The organism is Pseudomonas sp. LW8, assembly GCF_041956865.1.
In the GTDB taxonomy this organism is placed as follows: Bacteria; Pseudomonadota; Gammaproteobacteria; order Pseudomonadales; family Pseudomonadaceae; genus Aquipseudomonas; species Aquipseudomonas siliginis.
Window position 1 is genome coordinate 5,232,432 of record NZ_CP168138.1, and the last position, 17,407, is coordinate 5,249,838.

The 17,407-nt window shown below is 61.5% G+C and carries 16 protein-coding genes; 10 read left to right on the forward strand and 6 right to left on the reverse strand.

Features of this window, described 5'->3' with window-relative positions; translation table 11 throughout:
- Window positions 1-218 precede the first annotated feature (218 nt).
- From AB9L16_RS23740 to AB9L16_RS23775, 8 genes are all read left to right on the forward strand, one after another.
- Window positions 219-2,153 (forward strand): putative nucleotidyltransferase substrate binding domain-containing protein, encoded by a 1,935-nt coding sequence (locus AB9L16_RS23740; protein ID WP_375122788.1) that lies wholly within the window; start codon window positions 219-221, stop codon window positions 2,151-2,153.
- The gene (locus tag AB9L16_RS23745) at window positions 2,150-2,857 is read left to right on the forward strand and encodes a PolC-type DNA polymerase III (protein WP_375122789.1); all 708 of its coding nucleotides are present in this window, start codon (window positions 2,150-2,152) and stop codon (window positions 2,855-2,857) included. The genes AB9L16_RS23740 and AB9L16_RS23745 overlap by 4 nt, the downstream gene beginning before the upstream one ends.
- Before the next feature lie 204 nt (window positions 2,858-3,061).
- A complete protein-coding gene (locus tag AB9L16_RS23750; protein ID WP_305383150.1) occupies window positions 3,062-3,538 on the forward strand; it encodes an RNA polymerase sigma factor in 477 nt (158 codons plus the stop codon).
- Window positions 3,535-4,509 (forward strand): FecR domain-containing protein, encoded by a 975-nt coding sequence (locus AB9L16_RS23755; protein ID WP_305381650.1) that lies wholly within the window; start codon window positions 3,535-3,537, stop codon window positions 4,507-4,509. The genes AB9L16_RS23750 and AB9L16_RS23755 overlap by 4 nt, the downstream gene beginning before the upstream one ends.
- Window positions 4,510-4,713: 204 nt before the next feature.
- A complete protein-coding gene (locus AB9L16_RS23760) occupies window positions 4,714-7,140 on the forward strand; it encodes a TonB-dependent siderophore receptor (protein WP_056786580.1) in 2,427 nt (808 codons plus the stop codon).
- 74 nt (window positions 7,141-7,214) lie between these two features.
- Window positions 7,215-8,345, forward strand: coding sequence for a PepSY domain-containing protein (locus AB9L16_RS23765; RefSeq protein WP_056786577.1), 1,131 nt, complete (start codon window positions 7,215-7,217; stop codon window positions 8,343-8,345).
- Window positions 8,342-8,521: a hypothetical protein gene (locus AB9L16_RS23770; RefSeq protein WP_041476738.1), complete on the forward strand. Its 180-nt coding sequence runs from the start codon at window positions 8,342-8,344 to the stop codon at window positions 8,519-8,521. The genes AB9L16_RS23765 and AB9L16_RS23770 overlap by 4 nt, the downstream gene beginning before the upstream one ends.
- Before the next feature lie 163 nt (window positions 8,522-8,684).
- Window positions 8,685-9,314, forward strand: coding sequence for a glutathione S-transferase (locus AB9L16_RS23775; RefSeq protein ID WP_305381652.1), 630 nt, complete (start codon window positions 8,685-8,687; stop codon window positions 9,312-9,314).
- 199 nt (window positions 9,315-9,513) lie between these two features.
- Here the strand turns inward: AB9L16_RS23775 and creD are convergent, their stop codons facing one another.
- The 4 genes from creD to AB9L16_RS23795 form a co-directional block, all read right to left on the reverse strand.
- Window positions 9,514-10,881 (reverse strand): cell envelope integrity protein CreD, encoded by a 1,368-nt coding sequence (gene creD, locus AB9L16_RS23780; protein WP_252884935.1) that lies wholly within the window; start codon window positions 10,879-10,881, stop codon window positions 9,514-9,516.
- A 132-nt stretch (window positions 10,882-11,013) separates the two neighbouring features.
- Complete coding sequence (gene creC, locus AB9L16_RS23785) at window positions 11,014-12,432, reverse strand: two-component system sensor histidine kinase CreC (protein WP_375122790.1); 1,419 nt, start codon at window positions 12,430-12,432, stop codon at window positions 11,014-11,016.
- Complete coding sequence (gene creB / locus AB9L16_RS23790; protein ID WP_252877021.1) at window positions 12,432-13,112, reverse strand: two-component system response regulator CreB; 681 nt, start codon at window positions 13,110-13,112, stop codon at window positions 12,432-12,434. The genes creC and creB overlap by 1 nt, the downstream gene beginning before the upstream one ends.
- Before the next feature lie 69 nt (window positions 13,113-13,181).
- On the reverse strand, window positions 13,182-13,688 hold the full coding sequence (locus tag AB9L16_RS23795) for an ATP-dependent zinc protease (RefSeq protein WP_041476742.1): 507 nt from the start codon (window positions 13,686-13,688) through the stop codon (window positions 13,182-13,184).
- 279 nt (window positions 13,689-13,967) lie between these two features.
- Here AB9L16_RS23795 and AB9L16_RS23800 point away from each other — a divergent pair, with 279 nt between their 5' ends.
- Complete coding sequence (locus tag AB9L16_RS23800; protein ID WP_375122791.1) at window positions 13,968-14,855, forward strand: acyltransferase; 888 nt, start codon at window positions 13,968-13,970, stop codon at window positions 14,853-14,855.
- Between the two features lies 1 nt (window position 14,856).
- On the opposite strand, the gene AB9L16_RS23805 is transcribed toward AB9L16_RS23800, so the two are convergent.
- Complete coding sequence (locus AB9L16_RS23805; protein WP_041476745.1) at window positions 14,857-15,414, reverse strand: DUF2780 domain-containing protein; 558 nt, start codon at window positions 15,412-15,414, stop codon at window positions 14,857-14,859.
- A 282-nt stretch (window positions 15,415-15,696) separates the two neighbouring features.
- Here AB9L16_RS23805 and AB9L16_RS23810 point away from each other — a divergent pair, with 282 nt between their 5' ends.
- Complete coding sequence (locus AB9L16_RS23810; RefSeq protein ID WP_110646294.1) at window positions 15,697-16,005, forward strand: hypothetical protein; 309 nt, start codon at window positions 15,697-15,699, stop codon at window positions 16,003-16,005.
- A gap of 62 nt (window positions 16,006-16,067) precedes the next feature.
- Here AB9L16_RS23810 and fdhA read toward each other — a convergent pair whose 3' ends face one another.
- A complete protein-coding gene (gene fdhA / locus AB9L16_RS23815; protein ID WP_016772834.1) occupies window positions 16,068-17,267 on the reverse strand; it encodes a formaldehyde dehydrogenase, glutathione-independent in 1,200 nt (399 codons plus the stop codon).
- Window positions 17,268-17,407: the final 140 nt, after the last annotated feature.

A 17,407-nucleotide genomic window follows, 5' to 3' on the forward strand; every position in this document is an offset into this window, starting at 1 on the left:
GTCAGACATCACCGGACAGCGCTTCAATGTGCACTTCGTCGGAATTTTTTCCAAGTGGCTAGCGCAAGCTTTTCCGAGCTTTTGCGTAGGTTATTTCCGAAAATCGGCCAATGGTGGCAAAACCTAGACTTACGTCCAATGGGCACCCTGCCCGCCGGGGCCGACCATGGTCGCAACGATCCGACAACAACAATTCGAAAAAGACTGCGGTAATGGTTATGAGCAAAGCGGACGCCTTCACCCAGGCAGGGAAAACCGCGGTGTTGCAGAACATTCAGGGCACCCTGCAATTCCTTCAGCGCTTCCCGCCCTTCAATCAGATGGAACACGCCCACCTCGCCTATCTGGTGGAGCAATGTCAGCTGCGTTTTTTTGCCCAGGGCGAGAGCATCATCAAACCGGCTGACGGCCCGGTGGAGCACTTTTATATCGTCAAACAGGGTCGGGTGGTCGGCGAACGCCAGCACATCACCAAGCCCGGCACCGAAACCACCTTCGAAATCACCACCGGCGAATGCTTTCCGCTGGCCGCGCTGCTCGGTGAGCGCGCCACGCGCACCGAACATCTGGCGGGCGAAGACACCTTCTGCCTGCAACTGAACAAGCTGGCGTTCATCAAACTGTTCGCCCTCTCCAGTGCCTTCCGCGATTTCGCCTTGCGTGGGGTGAGCAGCCTGCTCGATCAGGTCAACCAGCAAGTCCAGCAAAAAGCCGTGGAAACCCTCGGCACCCAATACTCGCTGAACACTCGTCTCGGTGAACTTGCGATGCGCCATCCGGTGACTTGCAGCGCCGATACGCCACTGCGTGAAGCGGTGAAGCTGATGCACGAGCAACAGGTCGGCAGCATCGTCGCGGTGGATGAGCACAAGGCGCCGCTGGGGATTTTCACCCTGCGCGATTTGCGCCATGTGGTCGCCGAAGGTGTCGGCGATTTCAGCGACGCCATCGAACAGCACATGACCCGTTCACCGTTTTATCTGTCGCCGGATCACAGCGCCTTCGATGCGGCAATCGCCATGACTGAGCGGCACATCGCTCACGTCTGCCTGGTCAAGGATCAACGCCTGTGCGGTGTGGTATCCGAGCGTGATCTGTTCTCCCTGCAACGGGTCGATCTGGTGCACCTGGCCCGGACCATCCGCAGCGCGCAACGGATCGAGCAACTGGTGACCTTGCGCGGCGAGATCGGCCAACTGGTCGAACGCATGCTCGCCCACGGCGCGTCATCGACGCAGATCACTCACATCATCACCCTGCTCAACGATCACACGGTGTGTCGGGTGATCGAACTGACCCTCGCCGAAAAGGGCGACCCGGGCGTGCCGTTCAGCTGGCTGTGTTTCGGCAGCGAGGGCCGGCGCGAGCAGACGCTGCACACCGACCAGGACAACGGCATTCTCTTCGACGCGCGCGATGCCGCGCACGCGGCGGAGATACGCGGCAAGCTGCTGCCGATTGCCCAGCAGATCAACCAGAGCCTGGCGCAGTGCGGCTTTACCCTGTGCAAGGGCAACATCATGGCCGGCAATCCCGAGCTGTGTCTGTCGCGGGCCGAATGGGCGCGACGCTTCGCGGCGTTCATCCGCGAAGCCACGCCAGAGAACCTGCTGGGTTCGAGCATTTATTTCGACCTGCGCGTGGTCTGGGGCGATGAGCAAGGCTGCGAGCAATTGCGCCGGGGCATCCTCGATCAGGTCGGTGACAACCGTCTGTTCCAGCGCATGCTCGCCGAAAATGCGCTGCGCAATCGCCCTCCCGTTGGGCGCTTCCGTGAATTCGTGCTGGCACGCAAGAACGGTGAGAAGGCCACGCTGGATCTGAAAATTCAGGGTCTGACGCCGTTCGTCGACGGTGCCCGGTTGCTGGCGCTGGCCAACGGCATCGACGCCAACAACACCCTCGAGCGTTTCCGCCAATTGGTCGATAAACAAGTCATCGAGCCGCTCGACGGCGCGGCGTATGAAGAGGCCTATCACTTCATTCAGCAAACGCGCATGCAGCAGCATCAGCTCCAGACCCGGGAGAACCAGCCGTACTCCAACCGCGTCGATCCCGACAGCCTCAATCACCTTGACCGGCGCATCCTGCGTGAATCCCTGCGCCAAGCGCAGCGCCTGCAAAGCAGCCTGACCTTGCGGTATCAGCTATGAGCCTGTTTTCCTGGCTGCGCCCGGCCAGCCCCGTTGTGTCGGCGGATCTACAGCAGCGGCTGGCGAATCTGCCGGCGCTTGCCGAGCTGAGCGAATGCAGCCTGCGTGAGCAGCGCTGGGTGGTGCTGGACCTGGAAACCACCGGCCTGAATATGAGCAAGGATCGGGTCCTGTCGATCGGCGCGGTGGTGATCGAGGACGGCGCGATCGATTTCAGTCAGCAGTTCGAGCGCACGCTGCAATGTCGCGAATTGAAGCTCAGCCCCAGCGTGCTGATTCATGGCTTGGGACCGAATGCGATTGCCGCAGGCAGCGACCCGGCGGAAGCGTTGCTGGAGTTGCTGGAGTTCATCGGCGACAGCCCGGTGCTGGCGTTTCATGCGCCGTTCGATCAGCACATGCTCGGGCGCGCAGTGAAAGAACACCTGGGGCATAAGCTGCAGCATGTGTTTCTGGATGTGGCAGATATCGCGCCGTTTCTGTGTCCGCAGGCGCAGATTCGCGAGGCCGGGCTGGATGAGTGGATCGAGTGGTTCCGGCTCGAAGTGTTCGAGCGGCATAACGCCAGTGCCGATGCGCTGGCCACGGCGGAGTTGGCATTGATTCTGTTCAGCCGCGCTCGGGCGCAGCAGATTTACAGTCCGTTGCAGTTGCAGCAGCGGTTGAGCCAGTGGAAGCGGCGGCAGCAGGCGCCGTCCTTCTAGCTTTTCGGCACCTCCCCAGCCGCCTTCGCGAGCAGGCTCGCTCCCACAAGGCAACGCGTTGCTTCAGATCACCTGACCAGTGGCCAATTGCTAACCATTCCCACCTCTGCCAGAATCGCGAACTATTCTCGTTAGTTAACATTTCCCAATCGGTGATGTCCGGTGTCGTCAGTGCCCAACCCCCACAGTGAGCTCGTCGGTGCGATGTATCGCGACCATCGCGGTTGGCTGCTGGCGTGGTTGCGGCGCAATGTGGCGTGTCCGCAGCGTGCCGAGGACCTGAGCCAGGACACCTTCGTGCGCCTGCTCAACCGCAACGAACTGCTGACGCCGCGCGAACCTCGGGCGTTTCTGGTGGCGATCGCCAAAGGCCTGTTGTTTGACTACTTCCGCCGCGCCGCGCTGGAACAGGCCTACCTCACCGAACTGATGCTGATCCCCGAAGACGAACAGCCGTCGGTGGAAGAACAGCAAATGATCCTCGACGACCTAAAGGCCATCGACCGGCTGCTCGGCAAGCTGTCGACCAAGGCGCGCGCGGCCTTCCTGTATAACCGCCTCGACGGCCTCAGCCACGGCGAAATCGCCGCCAGACTCGGCGTGTCAGTGCCGCGCGTGCGGCAGTATCTGGCGCAAGGTCTGCGCCAGTGCTACATCGCCCTGTACGGTGAGCCGACATGACGGCGGCCAGTTCGCGCCCGGTGCCGGCGCATGTGCTGGACGCGGCAATTGCCTGGCAATTGACCCTCGATTCGAGCACCGCGCTGGAGCGCGAGGAATTCGCCAAGTGGCATGCGGCCCATGAGGAACACGCCCGCGCGTGGCGTCAGTTGGGCATGCTCGATCAGCGCTTCAGTGTCGCCAAAGGCCCGGCCCGAAGTGCGTTGCTGCAATCGCGCGAAGGCATTCGCCGCCGCGTGCGCAAACTCGGCAGCGGGCTGGCCAGTGTCGTGGTGGTTATCGGGCTGGGGCTGTTTGTCAGTGAGCGCTACCTGCCGCTGGACTACTGGCTCGCCGATCAGCGCACCGCCACCGGTGAACAGCGCAGCGTGCGCCTGTCCGACGGCACCCTGCTCAACCTTAATACCCACAGCGCGGTCGACGTCCATTTCGATGACGAGCGCCGCTTGATCGTGTTGCAGGAAGGCGAAATCCTCGTCGAGACCGGGCATGGCGATGCGCGGCCGTTTATCGTCGAAACCCGCGAAGGCAGCATGCGCGCGCTGGGCACGCGGTTTCTGGTCAAGCGCGAGGACGATGGCACCCGCCTGAGCGTGTTGCAGTCGGCGGTCGCGGCCCATGCCCAGGCCAACCCGCAAGAACAGATTCTGCGCGAAGGCCAGCAGGTGTTGCTGCGCAGTGACGGGCTGGGCTCGATTGCCGCCCTCGCCCCCGGCGCCGATGCCTGGACGCGCGGCATGCTGGTGGTGGACAACGCACGGCTGGGCGATCTGGTGCACGAGCTGGGGCGCTATCGTCGTGGCCATCTGGGCGTGGCGCCGGAAGTGGCCGATCTGCGCATTACCGGCAGCTTTCCGTTGCACGACACCGATAAGGCCCTGAGCGCTTTGCTGCCGACTCTGCCGGTGCAGATCGAGCGGCATACGCCGTATTGGGTCACCGTGGCGAAGGCTGATATCAAGCCTGAGTAATGCGTCGGCAGGAAAACCGCCTTCGCGAGCAGGCTCGCTCCCACATTGGCATGCGATCACCTGTGGGAGCGAGCCTGCTCGCGAAGGCGCCATCAGCCGCACAACCATTTCCTGCAAAAAATAATTTCCACCGAGCCCTATCACTTTTCCAATCTCGTCCGGCACACAGGCAATTGAGAAATATTTCCATTCAGGAGCCGCCGTATGTCCCGTTCGCCAGACACCTTGTTGCGCCCCAGTCTGCTGGCTTTTGCCATCGCTTTCGGCACGCCGCTGATCAGCAGCCCGTTGCTCGCCGCTGAGCAAGCGTCCAGCGTGCGCGCCTACAACCTGCCGGCGGCGCCGCTGTCGACCACCCTGAACCAGATCGCCAGCCAGGGCGGCCTCGCTCTGTCGCTCAATCCTGCGCTGGCCGCCGGCAAGACCTCGGCCCCGGTCAACGGCCAGTACGACGCCGCCGGAGCCCTGCGCGCGGCCTTGCGCGGCACCGGTCTGCAACTGGAACAGAGCAGCGCTGGCACCTACACCCTGGTGGCCGTGCCGGAAGGCACGCTGGCCCTGCCGGAAACTTCGGTCATCGGTGTGGAAAACTTCGAAAGCGCCTGGGGCCCGGTCGAAGGCTACACTGCGACCCGCACCGCCGCCGGCACCAAGACCGACACTGCGCTGGTCGAAGCACCGCGTTCGATCTCGGTGGCGACCCGCCAGCAAATGGACGACCGCAGCGTGCACAGCCTCGATGACGCTGTGCGCTACATGCCGGGCATCACCGCCAGCAGCTACGGCAGCGACACCCGCGCCGACTGGCTGCGCGTGCGTGGTTTCGAGCCGACCCAGTTCCTCGATGGCCTGCCGCTGCCCAAAGGCGTGTACGCCAACCCGAAACAGGAAACCTGGAACCTCGACCGCCTCGCCCTGCTGCGTGGCCCGGCTTCGTCGGTGTACGGCCAGACCCCGCCGGGCGGTTTGCTCGACATGGTCAGCCGCCGCCCGAGCGCTGAAGCCAGCAGCGAAATCCAGTTGCAATACGGCAGCGACAATCACCGCCAGATCAACTTCGCCAGCACCGGCAAGATCGATGAGGCCGGGCAGTTTCTCTATGGCCTCAGCGGCGTGGTGCGCGACAGCGGCACCCAGGTCGATCACGTCGACAACAAGCGCTACAACATCGCGCCGAGCCTGACCTGGAACATCGATGACGACACCAAACTCACTCTGCTGAGCCAGTTCACCCGCGACGACACCGGCATCACCAGCCAGTTTCTGCCCATTCAGGGCACCAAAATCAAATCGCCGCTCGGTGATATTTCCCATCACAAAAATCTCGGCGATCCGGATTGGGAATACTACGACCGCACCTACTACGCGTTGGGTTATGCCTTCGAACATCGGTTGAACGATGTCTGGCAGTTCAAACAGAACCTGCGCTACACCAAGTCGGACCTGTCGTTCCAGTCGCTGACACCCGGTTCCTACCCGTTCACCACCGTGGATGCAGAGGGCAACGTCGGCCGCACCAGCACCAGCGTCGACGAAGACATCAGCCAGTTTGCCGTGGACAACAACTTCCAGGCCGACTTCGCCACGGGTGAGATTCGCCATACCTTGCTGCTGGGTCTGGATCACCAGCGCAGCAACACCAACTACACCTCGATCTTTGGCGATGGTCTGCAAACCAACGTCAACAACCCGATCTACGGCCAGCCGATCGTACGTCCAGCACGCTCCACCGCGTTTTACGACTACAACCAGAAGACCTACCAGACCGGCCTCTACGTGCAGGACCAAATGGCCCTCGATCAGTGGCGCCTGACCCTCGGCGGCCGTGAAGACTGGGTGCACACCAGCACCCAATTCATCAACCAGAGCGACACCACCAACACCCAGCGTGACAAGAAATTCAGCGGCAACGCGGCGCTCAGTTACGTCTTCGATAACGGCTTCGTGCCGTACCTGTCCTACGCCGAATCGTTCCAGCCGACCACGGGCGCCGATGCCACCTCGACCGGCTCGCTCAAGCCAACCGAAGGCAAGCAGTGGGAACTGGGCATCAAATACCAGCCGCCGGGCAGCAAGACCCTGCTGACCGCCGCCGTGTATGACCTGACCCAGAAGAACGTCGCGGTGAACACCTTCGTCAACAACGTTTCGGTGACCAGCCAGACCGGCGAAGTGAAGGTCAAAGGCTTGGAACTCGAGGCCGTGTCGGATGTGACTGACAACCTCAAAGTCATCGCCGCCTACACCCTGGCCAAGTCCGAAGTGCAGAAAGGCATCGACAAGGGCAATCGTCTGCAACTGATGCCCAACCAACAAGCCTCGCTGTGGACCGACTACACCTGGCACGCCGGCGTGCTCGACGGTTTCGGCATTGGTGCCGGCGTGCGCTACACCGGCAACACCTACGGCGACAAGGCCAACACCTGGCTGGGCAAGGCTGACGCCTACACCGTGTTCGACGCCAGCGTGCATTATGATCTCGGCCGTCTGGACAACAGCCTCAAAGGTGCGTCGCTGGCGGTGAATGCGACCAACCTGTTCGACAAGGACTACATTTCCACCTGCGACAGCTTCTACTGCTACTACGGCGACCAGCGCAGTGTCGTCGCCAGCGCCACTTACAAGTGGTAAGCCAGTGAGCTGAAACAGGCCCTGTTCCCAGGCCGTCCGTACCGGACGGCTTTGGTGTTTTTGAAGGTCATGCAATGAAAAGTAAAACCATCCGCCGCTGGTCGTTCATCCACACCTGGACCAGCCTGATCTGCACGGTGTTTCTGCTGATGCTGGCGCTGACCGGTCTGCCGCTGATTTTCAGCCACGAGATCGATCATTTGCTCGGCAACGCCCCGGAGCTGCGCGAGATGCCGGCCGACACGCCGCAACTCAACCTGCAGCAACTGGTCGAGGCGGCGCAGAAGCATCGCCCGGGCGAAGTCATGCAGTACTTCGGTTATGACGACGAAGAGCCGAACGCGGCGTTCGCGATCATGGCCAGGACGGCCGACACCGAGCCGAACTCTTCGCACACCTTCATGCTCGATGCGCGCACTGGCGAAGCGCTGGAAACCCCTTCGGCCAACGGTGGTTTGATGCTGTTCATCCTGCGTCTGCACGTCGACATGTTCGCCGGGCTGCCGGGCAAGCTGCTGCTGGCGTTCATGGGTCTGTTGTTTGTCGTGGCGATCGTGTCCGGCACGGTGCTGTACCTGCCGTTCATGCGCCGCTTGAAATTCGGAACCGTGCGCCAAGACAAATCGACAAGACTGCGCTGGCTCGACCTGCACAACCTGATCGGCGTCGTCACTTTGACCTGGTGCCTGGTGGTGGGCGTGACCGGAGTGATCAGCGCCTGCGCCGACCTGCTCATCGCTGCCTGGCGCAACGACGCGTTGACCACGCTGATCGCGCCGTATCGCGATGCGCCGCCGCTTACTCAACTGGCGCCGGCCACGCGGCTGCTCGACATCGCCGAGGAAGTCGCACCGGGGATGAAACCGGATTTCATCGCCTTCCCCGGCACACGCTTTTCCAGCGAGCACCATTACTCGGTATTCATGAAGGGCGGCACGCACCTGACCTCGCACCTGCTGACGCCGGTGCTGATCGACGCCACGACCTTGCAGGTCACCGCCGTGGCCGAACGGCCGTGGTACATGGACGCCATGGGCATGTCGCAGCCACTGCACTTTGGTGACTACGGCGGCATGCCGATGAAGATTCTCTGGGCGACGCTGGATGTGCTGACGATCATCGTGTTGGCCAGTGGGGTGTATTTGTGGGTGGTGCGGCGCAAGGCGGCCAAGCCTGTTCTGGAAACGGCGGAGGCCTCGGCATGAAGCCGCGTCAGTCGAGTTTCTGGAAGGTTTTCAGCACACCGATCGTGATCGCCTTGCTCAGTGCGGCGGGGCTGTTTGCGGCGTTGCTGGGGGATGGAATCTGGGATGCGTTGAGCTGGGTCGGGCTTGGCGTGCCGGCATTTCTGGCCATAAAAGGTTTTCTGCCGCGAAGCTGAGAATCCCTTGTGGGAGCGAGCCTGCTCGCGAAAGCGCCCGGACATTCAACATCAAAGTCGACTGTCACGACGCCTTCGCGAGCAGGCTCGCTCCCACATGGGTTCTGCGCCGGACGCGAGCAGGCTATGCTGCCCGATCATTGTCCTGATCGAGACCTTGCCCATGTCCGCCCCCAGCATGACCCTGTACCACAACACCCTGTCGCCCTTTGTCCGCAAAGTCATGGTGCTGCTGCACGAAACCGGTCAGCAGGATCGTGTCGCGCTGCAGGACTGCGTGCTCAGCCCGGTCAGCCCGAACCCGGCGCTGATTGCCGACAACCCGCTGAGCAAGATCCCTGCCCTGCGTCTGGCCGATGGCAATGTCATCCATGACAGCCGCGTCATCCTCGAATACCTCGATCAGCAGCACGTCGGCAATCCGCTGATCCCCCGTGAAGGTGCGGCGCGCTGGCGGCGCCTGACCCTGGCGTCGATGGCTGACGGGATCATGGATGCCTCGGTGATGGTGCGTTATGAAACTGTCCTGCGCCCGGTGGAAAAACACTGGGACGAATGGCTCGACGCCCAGCGCGACAAGATCCGCCGCGCCCTCGCCGTGCTCGAGAACGAAGCGATTGCCGAGCTGACCAGCCATTTCGATGTCGCGGCGATCAGCGTGGCCTGCGCACTGGGCTATCTGGATCTGCGCTTCCCGGACATGGACTGGCGTGCAGCCAATCCGCAACTGGCCAACTGGTATTTTGAAGTGAGTCAGCGACCGTCCATGGTGGCGACAATGCCCCAGCCCTGATTCTGCGGCGCCTGATCTGCCCCCATCGCTGGCAAGCCAGCTCCCACATTGAATCGGGACAGACCGCTGACCTGTGTGTCGGCATATATCCTGTGGGAGCTGGCTTGCCAGCGATGGCACCACCTCGGTTCCGGCGGCAGCGCTGCAACAATCAGCGTCAGCAGAACCGCCACTTCCCTGCGCTCAGCCCTCAACCCGCTCATTGCATCGCCTCCACATCAAATTCCAGCGGCTTGGCCGGCTTCAAACCAATCCCGTACCAGTCCAGTTTGCGCGTCAGCACCATGAACACCCCGAGCAGACCGAACAGCATCAGCGAGCCCATCAACAGCGCGTAATCCTCGGCGCTGAGCAAGCCGTACAGCAAGCCATACAGCGCCGCCAGCCCGGCCGAAAAACTCAAGCCATGCCGCGCGCTGCGCAAGACATGGCTGACATAGAAGCCGATCAGCAACACGCAGCCACTCGCCGACAACAGATACGCCAGCGCAAACCCGATGTGTTCCGACAGCGACAACAGCAGCAGGTAAAAGAACGCCAGCGCGACACCGACCAAGGCATATTGCACCGGGTGCACCGCCAGGCTCTTGAGCACTTCGAAGAGGAAGAAACCGGCGAAGGTCAGAACGATAAACAGCAGCGCGTATTTGATCGCCCGGTCGCTCTTCAGGTACTGATCCACAGGATCGATGAAGCTCACGCCGAAGCTGCGCCCGTTGAGTGCATCACAGTCACCAGCGACGCAGCGCTCCATTGCCTCTTGCAGGTTGGTGGAGAAAAACGAGGTCTGCCAGTCGGCACTGAAACCCTGATCGTTGATCTCGCGCTTGGCCGGCAGGAAGTTGCCGACGAAGCTGGGGTGCGGCCAATTGGCGGCGAGGCTGACGCTGCTGGTCTTGCCCACCGGCACCACACGCAGCGAGCCGGTGCCTTGCAGACGCAGGTCGAAACCGAAGGTCAATTGCGTGGCTTTGCTGGCGTCCAGCGCCGGCAGAGTGACGTGTACACCCTCGCCGATCCAGGCCACTTCGCTGCCTGGCACGAAGTCCAGTTGCTGGCCGCCGAGCTCGAGTTTCAGCGCGTTCTCGATGCCGCGAATATCGCTGATACCGACGGCGAGGAACGGCGCGTCGAATTGGTAATCGGCAAAATTTTCCTTGATGCCCAACTGCGCCGGCAGGGAAAAATGCCCGTCGATACGATTGTCGGCGTGGAACAGCCGCGCCTCGTAAATACCGCGTTTGCGCAGTTCGGTTTGTACTTGCCCGTCGAGCTCGAAGCGCTCCGGCAGAAAGTACAAACGCCCGCGCGCTTCGCCGATCTCCTCGTAGCGCTTGTTGGTTTTCTCGTTGGTTTTCCAGGTGCGCACCACCTTGCGATACGGCACTACCATCACCGGCCCGGTCAGCTGCTGGCTGTAACTGGAGCTGCGCGCGATGTCTTCGAGCACACCGTCGCGCAGTTGCTGACGTTCGTCGATGATGCCGTCGATCATCAACAGCGGTATCAGCAACAGCAGGATCAACAAGGCAATCGCGCCGAGCTTGATGGTCAGATTCTTGTTCATGGGACTCTCCCTGTTTGGATGGGAAGAGTCTGGGGATGCGCTGTGGTGGGAGTGTGGGGGGAATATGGAGATTGTGTGGAGAATGCATTCTCCTGTGGGAGCGAGCCTGCTCGCGAAGGCAGCAACTGGGTTTCACGGCAAGCGCAATACCACCTCAACCCCGCCCTCGACATTGCCAATGCGCATCACCCCGCCATGCAACTTGACCACTTCTTCAACGAAGTTCAGCCCCAGCCCGGTGCTCTTGCGTCCGCTGTCCGGGCGCGGCAACGAGTAGAAGCGTTCGGTCAGACGCGGCAGGGCGTAATCGGGAATCGGCGTGGTCTGGTTGAACAGGCGGAACTCGATCTGCTCGCCAACCCGCTCGGCGCTCAAGCGCAACAGCCCCTGCGCCGGTGTGAAATCCAAGGCGTTTTCCAGCAGATTGCCCAACGCTTGGCGCAGCAGAAACGGCTCGCCAATCAACAGCAGATCCTCGCCGATCGCTTGCTCGACGCGCAGTTGTTTGCCCTCGATCCGCGCGGCCTGCGCCTGGAGCAGTTCTGCGACCAACAGCGCCAGCGGTACTGCCACCCGTTCTTCCAGCCCTTGGCGCTGTTCGACCTGCGCCAGGTTGAGCAGGCGCTCGATCAACTGCTGCATCCGCGCGCTTTCGCTGTCGATGTTGCTGACAAAGCGCAAACGCTGGACGGGTGGCATATCGCTTTGCAGCAACTCCGCCGCACCCCGGATCGCCGCCAGCGGACTTTTCAATTCATGGGTCAGGGTGTGCACATAACGCTCGACGTAGGCCTTGCCTTCGAGCTGCGTGCGCATCTGCTCGACCGCAGTCGCCAGTTGCTCCAGTTCGCCGCCGCGATAATGCGGCACTTCCACGCGCCGGCCTTCGCTGACCGCTTGGGCATAACCGGTCAAACGATGTAGCGCACGGCTCAGCCACCACGACAACAGTGCACCGAACAGCAGACCGAGGCCGATCAGTCCGGCGCCGTAAAACAGCAAACGCCGCTCGGTGCGATCGACGTAGGGTTGCAACGAACTGTTGGGCTTGGCCACGGTGACCACGCCGATGATCCTGCCGTTGTCGCGGATCGGCGCACCGACGTGCATCACCGACGAGCTCGGATCGTCAGGAACACTGCGGCTGGAGCGCGCGCCGTACTCGCCACGCAGGGTCAGGTAGACGTCGTTCCAGCGCGAATAATCCTGGCCGACCGCGACGCCGCTGGAGTCGAGCACGACGATGCCCTTGGCGTCGGTGACGTAGATGCGGTGGTTGACCTGATTTTTCGGCAAGCCCCAGATGGTCGCTTGCGGTTGGCGCTCGCCATAGGCGCGGAGCAATTGCGGCCAGCGGTTCTCGCTGAGGGTGCCGGCCTTGAAATCGTCGCGCAGGATTTCTGCCATCAGGTTGGCAGTGTCCACCAGCGTCTCTTCGGTGGACTGACGCACGCCGGGGCGGATTTCTTCCATGACCGTGTTGAGGACGAAATAACCGGTCAGGCCGACAAACAGCACGTACACCAGAAAGATCCGCAGCCCCAGCGACATCAGCTGTGCCCCGGGCTGTAGCTGTAACCGAGGCCGCGATGGGTCTGGATCGGCTCGGCCTCGGCGCGCACCAGGCGCAACTTGGCGCGCAGGCTTTTGATGTGGCTGTCGATGCTGCGCTCGTAACCGGCATCGGCCGCTACGCCCAGCGCATCGAGCAATTGCTCGCGGCTGAACACCCGCTCGGGTTGTTCGAGCAAGCATTGCAACAAGCGGAATTCATGGCGGGTCAGGCTCAGCGGCTGGCCGCGATAGCTGATCTGTACGCGTTCGGCATCGATGCGAAACAGCGTTGAGCCTGCTTCCAGGGTTGCGCGCGGCGCCATGCGTTTGAGGATGGCTTTGACCCGCGCTGCCACTTCACGCGGGCTGAACGGCTTGACCACGTAATCGTCGGCACCGATCTCCAGACCCACCACGCGGTCGATCTCGGCGTCGCGGGCGCTGAGAAACAGCACCGGCACTTCCGTGAAGCGCCGCAATTGCTTGCAGGTCTCGAAGCCACTGATGTCCGGCAGACCGATATCGAGAATGATCAGGTCGGACGGGGTTTGCCGCTGATGCTCCAGCGCCGCCGCGCCGAGGTTCAGCCACGTGGTGCTGAACCCCTCGCCCTGCAAGGCAAAAATCAGTGTGTCGGCAATCGCCGCTTCGTCTTCGACAATCAGGATGTGCGGCATGGCGTCCGAGCCCGTGGCAGTTAGTGCGCGAACGGTGCCCCAAGCCCGGGGTTACGTCAATCAGACCACTTAGCAGTCAGGCTTGTCGGCGGTGTAACGCCGTGCCGGGTTGACCGCCGCGCCGAACTCACGCAAAGCCTTGGCGCCGATCAGCAGCGGATAGTTGAAGTGGCTGCGGTCGGTCAGATTGACCTCGACGGTGCGCTTGACGTTGCCCAGGCACAGTTCCAGATCGACCACCGGGCGCTTGGCGACATCGCTGCTGTCGCGCTCTTCATCGTCCTCGTCGGAACGGCTTTTGATCTTGCTGATCCGCGCGACCTTGTGCTCGAAAACCTTGTTGCTGGCGTCCTTGGTGGCGAGGCGGAAACGCACCCAGTCGTCGCCATCACGGGTGAAGGTCTCGATGTCCTTGGCCGACAGCGAGGCGGTCAGCGCGCCGGTGTCCATCTTGGCCTTGAGCACTTCGCCACCGATTTCCGGCAGCGCGATGTATTCGTAGCGACCGTACAGCGTCGGCTCGGCGGCCATGACCGGAAGCGCGACGAGGGCAAACAGAGCAAGGAGGGATTTCACGTAAGGGGCTTCCTTGGAAATTGAGGGCGGCAAACTGGGATTTTAGACACGCACCAAGTTATTCGTTCGCTTCTCGGCCCCCTTCGCGAGCAGGCTCGCTCCCACATTGAAATGCATTGCCCTGTGGGAGCGAGCCTGCTCGCGAAGAGGCCAGTGCATTCAGATCCAATCTTGAGCGAAGCATACCCGGCGAAAAGTGAAACATTCGTCAGCGCCGATTTGGCCTGTCGCGCGAAGCTGCTTATCATGGCTCGCCCCTGCCACTTCATAGAGTTGCTTATGCGCCGCCTGCTCACCGGCTGTTTCGTCACCCTGCTGCTGTTGCTCAACACCCTGGTCCTGATCGGGCCATTGATGGTGTTTGCCCTGCTCAAACTGGTCGCACCCGGGCGCTGGCGGGATTACGCATCGGGGGCGGTGATGTGGATTGCCGAGACCTGGGCCGAGATCGACAAGCTGATCTTCCGGCTGTGCATCCCGACGCAATGGGACATTCGCGGCGGCGACGATCTGCGCCGCGACACGTCCTATCTGGTGGTCAGCAACCATCAATCGTGGGTCGACATTCCAGCACTGATCCAGACCCTCAACCGACGCACGCCGTTCTTCAAGTTCTTCCTGAAGAAAGAGCTGATCTGGGTGCCGTTCCTCGGCTTGGCGTGGTGGGCGCTGGATTACCCGTTCATGAAGCGCTACACCAAAGCCTTTCTGGCAAAGAACCCCGAGCTGGCGGGCAAGGATCTGGAAATCACCAAAGCGGCGTGCGAGCTGTTCAAGCGCCAGCCGGTGACGGTGGTGAATTATCTGGAAGGCACGCGCTACACCCTGGCGAAAAGCACCCAGCAGGAATCACCGTTCAACCACTTGCTCAAACCCAAGGCCGGCGGCGTGGCGTTCGTGCTGGCGGCGATGGGTGAACAACTCGATGCGATGCTCGATGTGACGGTGGTGTATCCGCAGGAAAAAATCCCGGGCTTCTGGGACCTGATCAGCGGCAACGTGCCGCGAGTGATCATCGACATCAGGACCCGCGAACTCGACCCGACGCTGTGGCAGGGCGATTACGAGAAAGATCCGGCCTTTCGCCAACACGTCCAGAACTGGGTCAACCAGCTCTGGACCGAAAAGGATCAGCGCATCGTCGAGCTGCGCAACGAGCGCCGCTGACTCAGGTGCCCGTGCCGACACCCCAGATGCTGCCCAGGCTGCTCAACAGCGAACCGCCGACGCCCTGCTGACCGAGGTATTGCAGCAGCACCGGGGCAAACTGGCCGATCATGCCGCTGTCCATGCCCAGCGCGCTGAACGCGTTGTTCAGGTCGTTGCTGTCTTTGACATTGCCCAGCGCATTCTCAAGGCCAGCGGACTTGCCGGACGAACCGAGCAACGCGCCCAGCGCCGCCAGATTGCCGCTGCCACCGGACAACTTGTCGATGCCCGGCACTTCCTTGGCCAGTTGCGAATAGTCGGTGCTGCTCAACTGATTCTTCGCCAGCCCGAGCATCGCACTGGTACCGCCAACGGCCTGCTCCGGCGTGACGTCCAGCGCACTCAGAGCACTCAACAAACCAGCGGTCTCCGAGGTCGGCGCAGCAGCAGCCGCCTTGTCACCACCCTGCATCCCCGCTACCGCACCGGCCACGTCGTTCAAACTGAAACCGGCAAACACCGGCCCGGCGGCCAGAGTCAGGAGCGATGCCAGGGCAAAACCGCGTGAAATCTTCATTCAGACATCCTCTTGGGAAAAAGCTGCCACCGGACAACGGCGACGAAACTGCCGGTTTGACCGGGTATTGGGCGGCATGTTCCTCGCGGCGCATCCCCTTCTCTACGCACTCACCAAAATGAATTGTTCAATCGTTGAATAGCCACTTCACTATTCGACTTCACACTGAAAACCCGACTATTTATTTCGATTGGAACTAACCAACTGTCAGATCTGACAGTTGGCAGTCATAACGATGCAAGTGAATATCTCCACTCCAATTACGTAACGGAGTACGAAAAGATGAAGTTGAAAATTGTCACTGGCACCCTGCTTGGTCTGACCATGATGAGTACTGCCTATGCTGCAACCTGCCCAACGATATCAGTGACTCATGCGCAAGGCGCCGAAGATGTCACCTTCACTTCTGCCCGACTTAAAGATAAAGACACTGCCAATTCAGTTGTCATCTGCCGATACGAAGGTGAGGCAGACCTTGGCGTCTCGGCTGGCTACAGAAACGACACTCCGGTTCAAGCCACCGGTAGCAATTGGAACGGTGATGAGTGTGCAACCAAGGATGGTGACGCCCGCAAATGCGCCTTTAAATAACTGGTCGTGTTCAGAACAAAAAAGGGCAGCCCGATCGGCTGCCCTTCTTACATGGGTAGAACTTACGCCGCACTGAACAACTTATGCGGATCAATCACAAACTTCTTCGGCACACCCGCATCGAACTCGCCGTAACCTTCCGGCGCCTGATCGAGGCTGATCACTTGCACGCCGACCACTTCGGCAATGTTGATGCGGTCCCACATGATCGCCTGCATCAACTGGCGGTTGTACTTCATCACTGGAGTCTGGCCGGTGTGGAAGCTGTGGGATTTGGCCCAGCCCAGGCCGAAGCGGATGCTCAGGCTGCCCATTTTCGCGGCAGCGTCGACGGCGCCCGGATCTTCGGTGACGTACAGGCCGGGGATACCGATCTTGCCGGCAACGCGCACCACGCCCATCAGTGAGTTGAGCACCGTGGCCGGGGCTTCGGCCTTGACGCCGTCGTGGCCGTGGCCGCGTGCTTCAAAGCCAACGCAGTCCACCGCGCAATCGACTTCCGGCTCGCCCAGCAGCGCGGCGATCTGTTCGTGCAGCGGGGTGTCTTTGGACAGGTCGACGACCTCAAAGCCCTGGGCCTTGGCGTGGGCCAGGCGGATGGTGTTGACGTCGCCGACAATCACCACCGCCGCACCGAGCAAACGTGCGGAAGCGGCAGCGGCCAGGCCGACCGGACCGGCGCCGGCGATGTAAACGCTGCTGCCCGGACCGACGCCGGCAGTAACCGCGCCGTGATAGCCGGTCGGGAGGATGTCGGAGAGGCAGGTCAGGTCGCGGATTTTCTCCATGGCCTTGTCGCGATCCGGCAGTTTCAGCAGGTTGAAGTCGGCGTACGGCACTAGCACGTATTCAGCCTGGCCACCGGTCCAGTCGCCCATGTCGACGTAACCGTATGCGCCGCCGGCACGGGCCGGGTTGACGGTCAGGCAGACGCCGGTGTGTTGCTCCTTGCAGGAACGGCAGCGCCCGCAAGCTACGTTGAACGGAACAGAGACCAGATCGCCGATCTTCAGGTTTTCGACGTCGGAGCCCTTTTCGATCACCTCGCCGGTGATTTCGTGACCCAGCACCAGACCGGTCTGCGCCGTGGTCCGGCCGCGCACCATGTGCTGGTCGGAGCCGCAGATATTGGTCGAGACCACTTTGAGAATGACCCCGTGCTCGATCTTGCGACCGCGCGGGTCCTGCATTTTCGGGTAGTCGATTTTCTGTACTTCGACCTTGCCAGCGCCGAGATACACCACACCACGATTGCCAGACATGCTTTCACCTCGCTGTTGTTTTTATGGAACTGCGTTGCCCCGGTTGGGCAGCGCGTTGAGTGCTCGGGTATTGCTTGTTGGTCTTGCGTTGTTTGTTACGGCCCCTTCGCGAGCAGGCTCGCTCCCACATTGGAATGCAT

What these genes read in the sequence shown, in the direction of transcription:
- AB9L16_RS23740 (WP_375122788.1), top strand. Translation starts at nt 219, where the DNA reads ATGAGCAAAGCGGACGCCTTCACCCAGGCAGGGAAAACCGCGGTGTTG.
- AB9L16_RS23745 (WP_375122789.1), top strand. Translation starts at nt 2,150, where the DNA reads ATGAGCCTGTTTTCCTGGCTGCGCCCGGCCAGCCCCGTTGTGTCGGCG.
- AB9L16_RS23750 (WP_305383150.1), top strand. Translation starts at nt 3,062, where the DNA reads ATGTATCGCGACCATCGCGGTTGGCTGCTGGCGTGGTTGCGGCGCAAT.
- AB9L16_RS23755 (WP_305381650.1), top strand. Translation starts at nt 3,535, where the DNA reads ATGACGGCGGCCAGTTCGCGCCCGGTGCCGGCGCATGTGCTGGACGCG.
- AB9L16_RS23760 (WP_056786580.1), top strand. Translation starts at nt 4,714, where the DNA reads ATGTCCCGTTCGCCAGACACCTTGTTGCGCCCCAGTCTGCTGGCTTTT.
- AB9L16_RS23765 (WP_056786577.1), top strand. Translation starts at nt 7,215, where the DNA reads ATGAAAAGTAAAACCATCCGCCGCTGGTCGTTCATCCACACCTGGACC.
- AB9L16_RS23770 (WP_041476738.1), top strand. Translation starts at nt 8,342, where the DNA reads ATGAAGCCGCGTCAGTCGAGTTTCTGGAAGGTTTTCAGCACACCGATC.
- AB9L16_RS23775 (WP_305381652.1), top strand. Translation starts at nt 8,685, where the DNA reads ATGTCCGCCCCCAGCATGACCCTGTACCACAACACCCTGTCGCCCTTT.
- creD (WP_252884935.1), bottom strand. Translation starts at nt 10,881, where the DNA reads ATGAACAAGAATCTGACCATCAAGCTCGGCGCGATTGCCTTGTTGATC.
- creC (WP_375122790.1), bottom strand. Translation starts at nt 12,432, where the DNA reads ATGTCGCTGGGGCTGCGGATCTTTCTGGTGTACGTGCTGTTTGTCGGC.
- creB (WP_252877021.1), bottom strand. Translation starts at nt 13,112, where the DNA reads ATGCCGCACATCCTGATTGTCGAAGACGAAGCGGCGATTGCCGACACA.
- AB9L16_RS23800 (WP_375122791.1), top strand. Translation starts at nt 13,968, where the DNA reads ATGCGCCGCCTGCTCACCGGCTGTTTCGTCACCCTGCTGCTGTTGCTC.
- AB9L16_RS23805 (WP_041476745.1), bottom strand. Translation starts at nt 15,414, where the DNA reads ATGAAGATTTCACGCGGTTTTGCCCTGGCATCGCTCCTGACTCTGGCC.
- AB9L16_RS23810 (WP_110646294.1), top strand. Translation starts at nt 15,697, where the DNA reads ATGAAGTTGAAAATTGTCACTGGCACCCTGCTTGGTCTGACCATGATG.
- fdhA (WP_016772834.1), bottom strand. Translation starts at nt 17,267, where the DNA reads ATGTCTGGCAATCGTGGTGTGGTGTATCTCGGCGCTGGCAAGGTCGAA.